The sequence below is a fragment of the Mycobacterium sp. genome, assembly GCF_052145595.1.
Classification (GTDB): domain Bacteria; phylum Actinomycetota; class Actinomycetes; order Mycobacteriales; family Mycobacteriaceae; genus Mycobacterium.
The window spans coordinates 1-11834 of sequence record NZ_JBKQOI010000283.1 but is presented as its reverse complement, the minus strand read 5'-3'; the positions used below and the strand labels follow the sequence as shown (position 1 = coordinate 11834).

General features: G+C 64.0%; 13 protein-coding genes. 6 read left to right on the top strand and 7 right to left on the bottom strand.

Annotation, left to right across the window (positions count from 1 at the left end; translation table 11 throughout):
• Nucleotides 1-21 precede the first annotated feature (21 nt).
• Entirely contained in the window at nt 22-456 is a 435-nt protein-coding gene (locus tag ACLP4W_RS24565; RefSeq protein WP_442389995.1) for a hypothetical protein, read from the top strand.
• A gap of 4 nt (nt 457-460) precedes the next feature.
• Here ACLP4W_RS24565 and ACLP4W_RS24560 read toward each other — a convergent pair whose 3' ends face one another.
• The 4 genes from ACLP4W_RS24560 to ACLP4W_RS24545 form a co-directional block, all read right to left on the bottom strand.
• Nucleotides 461-943: a VOC family protein gene (locus ACLP4W_RS24560; RefSeq protein ID WP_442389994.1), complete on the bottom strand. Its 483-nt coding sequence runs from the start codon at nt 941-943 to the stop codon at nt 461-463.
• Nucleotides 944-955: 12 nt separating this feature from the next.
• Nucleotides 956-2479 carry a carotenoid oxygenase family protein gene (locus ACLP4W_RS24555; protein WP_442389993.1) on the bottom strand — a complete coding sequence of 508 codons (1524 nt, stop codon included), beginning with the start codon at nt 2477-2479 and terminating at the stop codon, nt 956-958.
• Between the two features lies 1 nt (nt 2480).
• Entirely contained in the window at nt 2481-3707 is a 1227-nt protein-coding gene (locus ACLP4W_RS24550; RefSeq protein ID WP_442389992.1) for an acetyl-CoA acetyltransferase, read from the bottom strand.
• Between the two features lie 272 nt (nt 3708-3979).
• Nucleotides 3980-5395, bottom strand: coding sequence for an MFS transporter (locus tag ACLP4W_RS24545; protein ID WP_442390024.1), 1416 nt, complete (start codon nt 5393-5395; stop codon nt 3980-3982).
• Between the two features lie 474 nt (nt 5396-5869).
• On the opposite strand from ACLP4W_RS24545, the gene ACLP4W_RS24540 reads away from it, so the two are divergent.
• Nucleotides 5870-7375 (top strand): DUF4185 domain-containing protein, encoded by a 1506-nt coding sequence (locus ACLP4W_RS24540; RefSeq protein WP_442389991.1) that lies wholly within the window; start codon nt 5870-5872, stop codon nt 7373-7375.
• A 402-nt stretch (nt 7376-7777) separates the two neighbouring features.
• On the opposite strand, the gene ACLP4W_RS24535 is transcribed toward ACLP4W_RS24540, so the two are convergent.
• A complete protein-coding gene (locus ACLP4W_RS24535; protein ID WP_442389990.1) occupies nt 7778-8131 on the bottom strand; it encodes a DUF732 domain-containing protein in 354 nt (117 codons plus the stop codon).
• Nucleotides 8132-8515: 384 nt separating this feature from the next.
• Nucleotides 8516-9199: an SDR family oxidoreductase gene (locus tag ACLP4W_RS24530; RefSeq protein WP_442389989.1), complete on the bottom strand. Its 684-nt coding sequence runs from the start codon at nt 9197-9199 to the stop codon at nt 8516-8518.
• A gap of 335 nt (nt 9200-9534) precedes the next feature.
• Between ACLP4W_RS24530 and ACLP4W_RS24525 the strand changes: the two genes are divergently transcribed.
• Genes ACLP4W_RS24525 through ACLP4W_RS24510 form a run of 4 tightly spaced genes read left to right on the top strand, consistent with a single transcriptional unit; the run spans nt 9535 to nt 10971 of the window.
• Nucleotides 9535-9789, top strand: a complete 255-nt coding sequence (locus ACLP4W_RS24525) for a DUF3761 domain-containing protein (RefSeq protein ID WP_442389988.1) — start codon at nt 9535-9537, stop codon at nt 9787-9789.
• 15 nt (nt 9790-9804) lie between these two features.
• Nucleotides 9805-10068 (top strand): hypothetical protein, encoded by a 264-nt coding sequence (locus tag ACLP4W_RS24520; RefSeq protein WP_442389987.1) that lies wholly within the window; start codon nt 9805-9807, stop codon nt 10066-10068.
• Nucleotides 10065-10637 (top strand): TetR/AcrR family transcriptional regulator, encoded by a 573-nt coding sequence (locus ACLP4W_RS24515; protein WP_442389986.1) that lies wholly within the window; start codon nt 10065-10067, stop codon nt 10635-10637. Before ACLP4W_RS24520 ends, ACLP4W_RS24515 begins: the two co-directional genes overlap by 4 nt.
• A gap of 19 nt (nt 10638-10656) precedes the next feature.
• A complete protein-coding gene (locus tag ACLP4W_RS24510; protein ID WP_442389985.1) occupies nt 10657-10971 on the top strand; it encodes a hypothetical protein in 315 nt (104 codons plus the stop codon).
• 198 nt (nt 10972-11169) lie between these two features.
• On the opposite strand, the gene ACLP4W_RS24505 is transcribed toward ACLP4W_RS24510, so the two are convergent.
• A partial coding sequence (locus ACLP4W_RS24505) for an alpha/beta fold hydrolase (protein WP_442389984.1) occupies nt 11170-11834 on the bottom strand: 665 nt, incomplete at its 5' end.

The window sequence follows — 11834 nt, the reverse complement described above, 5'->3', positions numbered from 1 at the left end:
GAGTCAGCTAATCTCGCAACCATGATTCACCGGCTGAGCCCAGGTTGGCTGGTGGCGTTTTTCGCTGTGCTCATTTCGGCCAGCGCGTGGCTGCCGTGGCTGACGACGGCGGTCAACGGTGGGGGCTGGGCCAGCGCCATCGGAGGCACCCACGGCAACCTGGTACTACCGCCGGGGTTCGGTGCGGGTCAGCTCATCGTGTTGCTGTCCTCGACGCTGCTGGTGGCTGGCGCGATGGTGGGCCGTGGGTTGTCGGTGCGGCTTGCTTCGATTGCGGCCCTGGTGATTTCGCTGCTCATCGTGGCGCTTACGGTCTGGTATTACAAGCTCAACGTCAAGCCGCCGGTATCGGCCGACTACGGTCTCTACGTCGGTGCGGTCGGCGCGGTCTGTGCGGTGGCGTGCTCGCTCGCGGCACTGATCGGTGCTCTCGTTGCCGGTCGCTCAAGCCGGTGAGGATTCAGACAGACGGGAACTCGTGGCTACCTGACGTGGCGGTGTCCTCGGGCTCGTTGACGCCGAACACAAAGGGCGCGAACACGACTTCGCGGCCGTCCGGGTCGCGATAGGTGACCGCGCCCGTCGCTTCCCAGTACGAGTGCTGCTCCACGGGTTCCCGCCCCGCCGCCTGAAGGCGTGCGATTGCGGCCTGCTGTGCCTTTTTGTCGGGGAAGTACAGGCACAGTTGTTCGTGATGGTCCACGGCGACGGGGTTGGGCGACTCAACTATTTCCAGCGTCAGGTTCCAGCTGGGCAGGCCGAATATGGCACCGTTGCTGCCGTAGCTGGCCTGGAACGTTTCGTAGAGCGGAAGCCCGACCAGCTCACGGTAAAACCGGACCGTTTCTTCGAAGTTCGACGAGCGGCGGGCAAAACGGATGGCGCCGATCGACGCCAACTGCGTGGGCCAGTGCGTTGTCCTGGGCCGATTCTTTTTGTCCACTGCTTCCCCGATTCACAGCCCGATGGCGCTTGCCGCCGACTCCGCGGTATGCCAGCGCCGCAGCTGGGTGCCGGGCGCCCAAGTCGAATGCGTGCCGCTCGAAATACGTTCCGGCAGAAGCAGTTTGCATACCGGGCCGTCAGTGATCCGGGCAGCGTCGAAGACCACGCAGTAAGAGGCGTCGGTATTCATGTCGGTGGTGAGGGTGACCAGGTAGCCGTCGTCTTCACCGGTGGCGCCGACCCGTGGGGCCATCGCGGTCTCGCTCCCGTAGACACCGTCACCGAACGAGATGCCTTCCTGGTTTCCGGTGTGCAGGTCGTGTTTGACCAGTCCGTCGAAGAGGAACCAGCCCGGTTTTCCGGTAGCGGCGTAGGTGTAGCGGTAGTTGCGGGCGGCGTACTGGGCATTGATCATCCCGAATTCGGTGATGGACTCCGATAGTTGCTCTTCTTTGACCGCGCCGGTGACCAGGTTGAATCGCCAGCGGTGCAGCCTGGCCTGCAGTCGGTCCAGCGCCAGGAACCGGAAAAGCTTGTCCCAGTTGGTTCCGCCGGTGGCCCCGCTTTCCGCGGGCTGAGGATCGCCCTCAAAGAAGCCGTCGAGCACGATCTCGTCGCCGTCCTCGTAGGCGTTGACGAAGTGCAATACGAACGTCGGGTCGGCCTCGAACCACCGGATCTCGCCAGTCGAGCCCCGGCGCGGCAGCACCGCGAAGCGCGACGGAATGTCCGGGTAGAACCGTGGCAGGTGCACGTCGTGCTCGAGCAGCCGGGGGTCCCAGAACAACGGGAAATCGTTGAGGATCGCGTAGTTTTCGGTGAAGGCCATGTCGTGCGGCAGCCGCGGCCCGGGCAGTGGGATGTCGACGTAGTGGGCCAGCTCGTTGTTCTCGTCGACGACGCCGTAGCGCATGTACGGGGCTTGCTTGCTGTAGTTGAAGAACAGCAGTTCGCCGGTTTTGTTGTCGACCTTCGGATGCGCCGACACGCCCCATTCGACCGGGAAGTGTCCGTTCCAGGTCTCCTTGCCGAGCGTGTTGGCCGAGTACGGGTCGAGCCGATACAGGTCGCCGCACTGGTAGAAGCTGGTCAGCGCCATACCCCGGTGGACGATGACGTCGGTGCTCGACGCGTCCTTCATCCGGGTACGAGCGCCCCAGCCCTTTTCCCGTTGGGCCAGTTGCACCGGTTCGGCCAAGCCCGGCCACAACGGCCCGCCCGCCTCGTTCTCCGCCAAGAAACCGTCCGTGCGGATAAAACGGTTGCGGTAGAAGGCTTTTCCATCACGGAAGCCGACCACATGCAGCATGCCGTCGCCGTCGAATGGGTGATAGGTCTTGAACGCCGGGTGCAAAGGATTCTCGGTGTTACGCAGGTAGATGCCGTCCAGGTCGCGCGGGATTTCTCCCTCCACGGCGGTGAGGTCGTCGGCGTCCCACTCGGTGGTCTGCGGGCGCCACGGTCCGGTCCGGTAGGGGTGGTCGTCGTCCTCGGGCAGGGTGGACAGGAACTTGCCGACGATTCCAGCATTCATGTCAAACGCCTTTTGTAGTGCCGACGACGAAACTGACCGTGGTGGCGGTGCTGCCGCCGAAGTTGAGGGTGCCGAAGGCTTTCGCGTCCCCGACCTGATAGTCGCCGGCCGCGCCGCTGACCTGCTTCGCCGCATCCAGGAGCATGCGCACGCCGGAAGCTCCCACCGGGTGTCCGCCGCCGATCAACCCCCCGCTCGGGTTGATCGGCAGCCGACCGCCGATCTCGATCTCGCCGTTTTCGATCGCCTTCCACGACTCGCCCGGGCCGGTAAGCCCGATGTGGTCGATGGCCAGGTATTCGCTGGGAGTGAAGCAGTCGTGCACCTCCATCCCGTCGAGGTCGTCAAGGCTCAGTTGCGCGCGGCGCAACGCGTCAAGCACCGCGGCCCGCACATGGGGTAGCACGTACGGGTCGCCGGCAGCGCGGTCCAGCTTCTGCCGCAGACCCAGGCCGACGGTGCGATGTCCCCAGCCATCGATGCGGCCGATCGGGCGCGCGCCGGGATTGTCGCGCAGATACGCGTCGTTGACCAGGACCAATCCCGCGCCGCCGTCGGTCATCTGACTGCAGTCGAATCGGCGCAACCGGCCTTCGGTGATCGGGTTGGTGGCGTCGTCATCGGTGATCGGGTCGGGGACCGTCCACGCGCGTGTCTGGGCGTTGGGGTTACGCCGCGCGTTGGCGAAGTTGAGCTGCGCAATGGCACGCAGATGCGTGTCGTCCAAGCCGTAGCGCCGGTCGTACTCGTCGGCAACCTGGGCGAACATCGACGGCCACAGGTAGCGTGCGCCGGCGCCCTCGTGACCGGTCCACGCGGCGGCACCCAGGTACTGGGCGGCGGTGTCACCGGGCACCGTTTTCTCCAGCTCGATCCCGACCACGAGCGCGGTGTCGTACGCGCCCGACCGCAGATCGGCCATCGCCGACAGCACCGCGACGCTGCCGGACGCGCACGCGGCTTCGTGCCGCGAGGCCGGGGTATCCCAGAGGTCTTTGCAGACGGTGGCCGGCATCGCCCCGAGGTGGCCCTGGCCGGCGAACGTCTCGCCGAAGGCATTCCCAACGTGGACGACTCCGATGTCGGCGGCGTCGACCTTGGCCGCGGCCAGTGCGCCCTCGAGGACCTCCGCGGTCAGCGCTGCGAAGTCGCGGTCTTCTTTGGTGAGGTTGCGGGCGAAATCGCTTTGGTAGCCGCCGAGAATCCACACACCTGCCGAGCCGTCCATACGCGGCACGGTACTCCTGGATGGCCCGCCCGTTCGGCCGTATCCGCGACCGTCAGGTCGCTGAGGCACCGGCAGGAGGGCGGTCCCGTCGGCTCTCGGGCTGAACCGACGGGACCTAGGTGCGCGCGTAGGCCGGCCGACGCGCCCACCTCTGTTGGGACATTGCCGCCAGCGGCGGCCCACAAACATGCTGACTCAACCTGGCAGGCAACTTTAGGAACGGCGCTGACCTCTGATAACTGTGGTTTGCGCTGGTCAGCGCTCGCGCAAAGCTAGACGGTGCCCTCGACAAGCTCGGTCGGATCGGGTCCGTCGGCGTGCCCCGTGGCGACAGCCGGATGGTGCCGAACACCCTGGGCATCGGCGAGGTCGATGGCCGCCAAGTCGATGCCCTTGGTCTCGTTGGCGGCCAGGACGGACACCGCGCTCACCGCCGCGGCGGCTGCCAGGTACCAAGAAATGGGCACCGCGGATTTGTAGCTCTCGAGCAAGCGCACGGCAATGATCGGAGCAAGCGAACCGGCCGCGATCGAGGTGACCTGATAGCCGAGCGACACCCCTGAATAACGCATCCGGGTCGGGAACATCTCCGCCATCGCCGCCGGCTGCACCGCGTACATGAGGCCGTGGAACACCAGACCGATGACGACCGCGGTCATGATGAACACATTGCGGCCGGTGTTCATCATCGGGAATGCGAAGAACCCCCAGGTGCTAGCACACACCGCACCGACGAAATAGATTGGGCGCCTGCCGAATCGGTCACTGAGACGTCCGACTAGCGGGATGATCACGAAGTGCACGGCATGCGCGGCCAGCAACCACAACAAGATGACCCTGGTGTCGGCGTGGACCTGCACTTTGAGATAAGTAATGGTGAAGGTGACGACCAAGTAGTACATGGTGTTCTCACCAAACCGCAAACCCATCGCGGTGAAAACGCCACGCGGGTAACGCTTTAGAACCTCAAAGACACCCACCCGGGTCGCCTTGGAGCGCTCGGCTTGCTGCTGAGCTTCCAGGAAGATGGGTGCGTCCGTCACCTTGGTGCGGATGTAGTAGCCGATCAAAACGACGACCGCGGACAACCAGAACGCGACGCGCCAGCCCCAGCTGAGGAAGGCCGCATTCGACAGCGTCGAGGTCAGTATCAGCAGTACGGCCGTGGCCAGCATGTTCCCACCGGGCACGGCGGCCTGCGGCCAGCTCGCCCAGAACCCTCGGCTGGCCCTCGGGCTGTGCTCGGCGACGAGCAGAACGGCGCCGCCCCACTCGCCGCCGACGGCGAAGCCCTGGATGAAGCGCAGCACCACCAGTAGTGCGGGAGCCCAGTATCCGATCTGGGCGAAAGTAGGCAGGCAGCCCATGAGGACGGTAGCGGCGCCTACCAGCAGCAGGCTGAACTGCAGCAACTTTTTGCGCCCGTACCGATCTCCGAGTTGGCCGAAGACGACGCCGCCAAGCGGGCGGGCGGCGAAGCCGACGGCGTAGGTCACGAAGGCGGCAAAGATTGCGTCGAGTTCGTTGCCGCCCCGCGGGAAGAACACCTTGCTGAACACCAGCGTGGCCGCGGTGCCGTAGAGGAAGAATTCGTACCATTCGACGACGGTGCCGGCCATGGACGCGGCGACCACTCGGCGAAGATACGTTCGGCTTTGGAATGGGTCGCGCTGCGACTCATTAGGCACGCTCACCGGGTTCCTCCTTGGCGGACTGCCTACCCCGAGACGCCGACGGAGTCCTCTCCTGCTGAAAGCAGCCGTTTCCCGAGGCCACGGGGTGTTGGGTGCGCTGGCGGATGGGAGCGTACCTGGCCGGGCGACTTGTCGCAGGGGGTCTACCCGGACAGCCGGTGTTTTTTCGCCGGCTTCGCCGCGTCCGGCTCTGCCAATGTGCCCGTCTCGTGCCGACAACCAGACTCACTCCGCCGTCCTGTCGTGACTGCTGCGACGGATGGGGATGGGCCGGTTACGGAAGTGGTGGGCGCCGCTTGTGACCAGCTCTCGACGCGCGCCTTCGCGGTGAAGCCAATGCGTTGCGACACGGTCACGGATGCATACCTATCCGCAGATCACTGGTCACACAAGCCACGCGAATCACTATCGTCACATGAACCAACTGCGGACGTCAATGCGGCGACCCGCTCCTGGAAAGGTGTGACATTGACAGCGATTCTCCGGATCGTGTCGCTATCGGTGGCGTCGGTGACCGCCATCGGTTTCTTCGTTGCGATGGGCCCCGCGCCGCTAGCGAACGCCACACCGTGCAACGCGCCCGAAGCGAACGTGGAGCCCCCGGCCGCGCCCCCGGCGATACCCGCGCCGCAGCCGGTCGTGGTACCACCGACTGGGCGCAGGCCTGCTCATACGAATGACCAGGCGCCGCTACCCAAGTTGGGTCCGCTGATCCAGTCTTTCCTCAGGCCCGCTGCTCCCGGTAGTCGATACTCCGCGCCGATCCAACAGCAAGCGGGGGTCGTCCCGCCGCCTGGGCCCAATCCCCCCACGCCGGGCATCCCGCAGTCGCCGAACGCTACTCAATTGCAGCCAAACGCGGCCCCGGTTCCCCCGCAGCCGGCACCGCAGCCTGCGCCGCAGCCGGCACAGGCGCCTCCTGCTTCGATCGCGGGGGCGCCAACGTCGCTCGTCGACTGGGTGACCGGACCAAACGGCCCAAACAAAACCCTCCAACGTTTCGGCATCTCCGGGACCGACCTCGGAATCGCGTGGGACAACGGCGATCCCGCCAACCGTCAGATACTCATGGCCTTCGGTGACACATTCGGCTATTGCAAAGTCCACGGCCAAGAATGGCGATACAACGTACTGTTCCGCAGTTCGGACCATGACCTGACGAATGGACTCCACATCGCCGACGGCGTGCCCAACGACAGGTACTCCGGCTCACCGGTGTGGACAAACGGCCTGTCCAAACAGGTCGTCAACACCATCCATCGGGCGGGGCACGAGACGGGAATCATTCCGACCGCGGCCATCTCGATTGGGAGAACCCAATACATGAACTTCATGTCCATCAGGCAGTGGGGCCGCGATGGCGAATGGAGTACGAACTACTCGGCAATCGCCAGGTCGCTCGACAATGGCCAGAACTGGGGAATCTACCCCGGGAGCATTCGGACGGCCTCGGCGGACGCCGTCTCGGGGACCGGGTTCACTCCGGGAAATGAGAATTTCCAAATGGGGGCGTTCATGCGGGGTACCGACGGTTACCTCTACTCGTTCGGGACGCCTTCGGGACGGAGCGGCGCGGCGTTTCTTTCGCGAGTTCCCCCGAACGCTGTGCCGGACCCCACCAGGTACCAATACTGGAACGGCGACGATGGCGGTCGCTGGGTCCCCAACAATCCGGGGGCGGCGACGCCGGTTTTCCCGGGTCCCGTGGGTGAGATGTCAGCGCAATACAACAGCTATCTCAAGCAGTACCTGGTGTTGTACACCAACGGCGGCAGCAACGACGTCGTGGCAAGGACAGCGCCGACTCCGCAGGGGCCATGGAGTCCAGAGCAACCGCTAGTGTCGTCATTCCAGATGCCCGGTGGTATCTACGCGCCGATGATCCATCCCTGGTCGTCAGGACGAGACTTGTACTTCAACCTGTCGCTGTGGTCGGCATACGATGTGATGTTGATGCACACCGTGCTGCCATAGCCTCGCCTGTTCAGTGCGAGTACTGCGGGCAGGACGCCGAGTTGTGCGGTCCTGTCTACGCCGAACACGACTCGCGATTCGATGATGCTGAATGTGCTCACGCCGCAAGGGAATCCGCTTTCCGGGCCGCGTTGGCCAAGGCTCGCGCCGAGGCGGAAGCGATTGCGGCGCAACGGGTCGCCGGGGGGGCTGTCGATCGTCGGCACCCTGATCGGGCCGGTCATGGCCCCTCGGGGCGTGGCGTTCTTTCGCGACCCCGACAATCAAAGATCACCGGATCGTGCTTTGATGCGCCCGTCTGGGCTACGCGCTAAGACAATTTGACTGGCCAGGGGTGCAGCCGGTGGTCTAGAACTGCCAGCGGACCTGGCGGCTATAGGAGGTTCTGGCCCCTAAGTGCTGTCACGTGCAAAGGGTAGGGGCGTCGCACACATTACCGGGGCAATAGGTCGAGTGTGCGGCGTTGACCATGGTTCCGACGTCTAACAACGTAACGCCCCTCTTGTCCAAGTGGGCGTGAATGTCGTCGGCAATCTGTTGTGGCTGCCAACCCCAAGTGAGGTCGTAGCAGATGAGGTGCGCCTCCCCGATGAGTGCCTCTTCCGTATTGGGCGGCCAAGTGAGGCCGACGGCGCGCAGTTTTGCGAGGTATGCGTCATCAGCGGGATTGGCAGTCGCAATCGCAGCGCTATTAACCAGGGCGGCGCCAACGATCATGGGGACGGTAAGTCTGGCCAGCCAGCGAGGTGAGGGCATTTGATGCGCTTCCTTTCTTCTTGGCGTTCGCGATGCCGCCAGTAGTGTGCGGGTCCAAAGCGGCACAAATATGAAGAATAGCGAAAGCTCGGAAAAGCTTATGAAAAGCTGGAGAGATCAACCGGCAGATGGAGGAAAAGCCGGTGCATGGCCAGTCGCCTTTTTGGTAGCCGTGTGTCAACCGCAACGGGAGTTTTGATCAGTTGTCGGCAGCCGTGAAGCCGATTACTTCTGCAAAGCAGGGCGACGCCTGCTCGGCGCAGATCGGTACGTGCTCATCAACGACCTCTTAGCCCAAATGGGTAGGCCGAAAACCAACCGCCGCTCGACGGCTTTACACGCAACCTTCGACACATCGCGCCGAACATCCCTCGCGCTGTCACGTCAGCCCTGCTGACTGCCGGATAGTTGCGCCTTCACCGCGCGCGTCAGGTCGTCGGCGAGGATTTCCGGTACGCCGGCGAGCAGGCCGTCCAACGCGAGTTTGGCGACCACCGAGGGATCGGTCTTCTGGTCTGCGGGCGCGAAGGCGGCCATGTCGGTGTCCATGTAGCCGACGTGCACGGCAGTGACTTGAATGCCGCGAGGCGCAAGTTCCTGCCTAAGGGCATCGGTCATCGCCCACGCCGCTGCCTTCGCTGCGGCGTAGGCACCGGAGCCGGGAGCGTGCAGCCAGGACAACACCGAAAGCATGTTGAGGATTGCTCCTCCGCCATTACCTTCGATTATCGGAGCGAAGGCACGGATGGCATTGAGTGTTCCGAAGTAGTGCGTCTCCATCTCCAGCCGCACGTCCTCTAACGCCCCAGATAGCAGTGAGGCGCGCGTCGAGCTGCCGGCGTTGTTGATGAGCACGGTGACGTCGCCGGCCAGGCCGGCAGCGCGGCCTACCGAGGTTGGGTCGGTGATGTCGAGCTGGACGGCTTCGACGCCTGGTGTGTCTATCGTTTCGGGACGGCGTGCGGCGGCGTAAACCTTCGCTCCACGCTCGACGAGCTGGGCTGCGAACCGCTTACCCAACCCACGGTTGGCGCCGGTGACCAACGCGACGATCTGGTCGTTGTTCATCGTGGTCTCCTTCGAGTTGTTCAGGACCAAGATCGGCAATTGGAATGCTCTCGCCTATCGACTACGAGTTCAACCGGATAGCTCAACACCTCATCGGACAAACCCACCTCGCTGCGGCATACCGGCGTCATGAGCGCGCGCCAGCAGGCGGCCGCGGCCAGCCCGCCGATTGAGGTCTTCGTCGCCGTGCCGCTCGGTACAAAGGTAATTACTAGACGTCTCGCTGTGAGTTCGCCCTGATGAGTTGTCACGGGCCAAACGGGACAAGGAACATCTGACCTGCCCTTGAGTCGTGCTACGTATGTCCAACAAGGAGGTCGGGCGCATGTTTCTCCGTGCAACCCTCACCGCAGCAGCCATCGCGACGGCGGCGATTGGTTCGGCACCAGCGGGCCACTCGGAGCCGCCGTGCCACATATCCAAACCAACCGGCGACTGCGTGCCAGACCCCGAACAGGCACCAGGGGGTGGCACCGCCAGGCTGGCACGCCCAATCCAGGGATGGCAGCTACTCGTTCAGCGAGCAACACTCGGGTACCTGTTCCGGTCATGGTGGCGTTCAACAGTGGAATTCACAATGGAACTCGTAACAAGGGGTTTCAATGGTGCGCGAACCGCTTGAGTGGACCGATGACAACCATGCGTACCGCGACGGGGCCCACTATCACGCCTATGAACGGTCGGACGGAAATTGGAATCTGGCCGTGCTCAGTATGCACACTGATGAACCGGGTGGGATCGAGGAGAAACTCGGTGACTACGGGCTGATAACGCTGGCGGACGCCAAGCGGCTAGCCCAAGGGCTGGCGAATCAGCGAATGTGGACCCAGTGGAACGGCCCAGGCGATCGAAAGGACAGCCAGCCATGACAGGGCGCGGTCGACCGCGTAGCGAGGAATGTCGCGATGCCGTCCTGAAAGCCGCAATGGAACTGATGAGGGAGGACGACCTGCGCATGGCGTCGGTCGACCGGATCTCCGCACGCAGCGGGGTCAGCAAGGCGACCATCTACAAATGGTGGCCCAACAGAACCGCGGTGGCTATCGACGCGTTCCTGCATCAGATGATGGCCGACGCGCCCGTGCCCGACACCGGATCGGCGGCCGAAGACTTCCGCCTGACGTTGCACGGCATGATGCGCTTTTACACCAGCCCACTTGGCGCGATCTACGCCCAACTCGTCGGTGAGTCGCAGTTCGACCCGACCGCACGCGAGCGGCTACGAACACACCAGGTGAACGTCCGCCGAGCAGCCGTTACGAAGATCTGGAACCGCGGTGTCGCTCGCGGTGAACTGAATCCGAACGTCGACCCCGAGGTGGCGCTGGATCTCATTTTCGGGCCGGCGATGTACCGGATGGCCATCGGGCACGCAGGATTGACGCCGGCCGATGCCGACGCCATCGTGGCCACAGCTATGCGGGCACTGGCTAGCTGACCGAAAAGGAACCCGAACTATGAAGAATGTCATCGCTGCGGCCGGTATCGGCGCAGCGCTCATCACCACCTCTGTGGTGGCAGCCGAAACCGCCTCGGCGGATCCCGGCCAGAACTGCAAGACCGAGTGGAACACCATGTACAACGTGCCCGTCGGCGTCCGCACGACCTGCTTCAACCCAGACGGCAGCTATCGCATGTGCACATCCCTCGGGACGGACGGCAAAGGACCGGGGACCTGCTGGGACTATCCGGCTCCCCCTCCAATGGCGGGACAGCCCACATTCAGCCCGCCCGTGCCGGGAATGCCGCCTCCGCCGCCGCCAGCACCATAACCGTCAAGTACAAAGACCAGAGCACCAAAGTGAGCCGCCCCGGCGAGTCCGGAGACTTCGTGGTGTGAGAACTCAGCCGGCGGCTGGTCTCCGGTGTTGAGTGCAGTAGCTGGCCTCCATGTCGGCCGGTGGGATGTTGCGGCAGTATTGGTTAGATGCGGCGCTGGTTAAACCAGTCGACCGTCGACCGTCCGGCGTTCAGCCCGTAGTGCCAGTATGGTCGTCGAGCCAGCCGAGAATGACTCGCAAGGACAGCCCCAAATTCCCCATCTGGCAGTGGTTTTGAGTGCTCTCGGCGCGCGTGAACAATCGTGCAGTCACCGATCGAGCATTCGTCAGGGTCTGGATTTGTGCACCGAGGGGCACGTAGTGATCTTCGGCTCCGGCCATCAGCAACACGTCTTGGGTGATCCCGGAAGAGACGTCATCGGTGCGCATGGCGCGCACCCCGGCCAGCGCCTGGGCCGGGGTGTCGACTCCAAACACCGTTTCGGCGTTTCCGATCCCCCAGTCGGCCAACAAGTTCCGGCTGCGGGCGCGGTTTATCAACCTGTCCACCACGGCCGCGGGCAGTCGGCCGGCGTTAACCACCAGCGCTTTTTGCGGCGCGGCCAACCGGTAGGCGAAGCAGGCGGTGAAATCGGTGAGAATGTCGTCGGCGATGACTCGACTCACCCGCGGCTCGTAAGCTGCGGCACGCATGACCAGGCACCCGCCGAGCGAAAACCCCATCAAAGTCACATCATCGACACCGAAATGGTCAAGCACAGCGCCGACCGGCTTGTGCCACTCGGCCGTCATCGGCAATCCTGCTTCCAACGCCGCCCCTTGGCCGGGTCCGTCGAACGCCACGACGTCTAGTC

Bases quoted from the DNA above. Each gene is read 5' to 3' on its own strand.
- ACLP4W_RS24510 (WP_442389985.1), top strand. From the start codon at position 10,657: ATGAAGAATGTCATCGCTGCGGCCGGTATCGGCGCAGCGCTCATCACC.
- ACLP4W_RS24565 (WP_442389995.1), top strand. From the start codon at position 22: ATGATTCACCGGCTGAGCCCAGGTTGGCTGGTGGCGTTTTTCGCTGTG.
- ACLP4W_RS24555 (WP_442389993.1), bottom strand. From the start codon at position 2,479: ATGAATGCTGGAATCGTCGGCAAGTTCCTGTCCACCCTGCCCGAGGAC.
- ACLP4W_RS24515 (WP_442389986.1), top strand. From the start codon at position 10,065: ATGACAGGGCGCGGTCGACCGCGTAGCGAGGAATGTCGCGATGCCGTC.
- ACLP4W_RS24550 (WP_442389992.1), bottom strand. From the start codon at position 3,707: ATGGACGGCTCGGCAGGTGTGTGGATTCTCGGCGGCTACCAAAGCGAT.
- ACLP4W_RS24530 (WP_442389989.1), bottom strand. From the start codon at position 9,199: ATGAACAACGACCAGATCGTCGCGTTGGTCACCGGCGCCAACCGTGGG.
- ACLP4W_RS24535 (WP_442389990.1), bottom strand. From the start codon at position 8,131: ATGCCCTCACCTCGCTGGCTGGCCAGACTTACCGTCCCCATGATCGTT.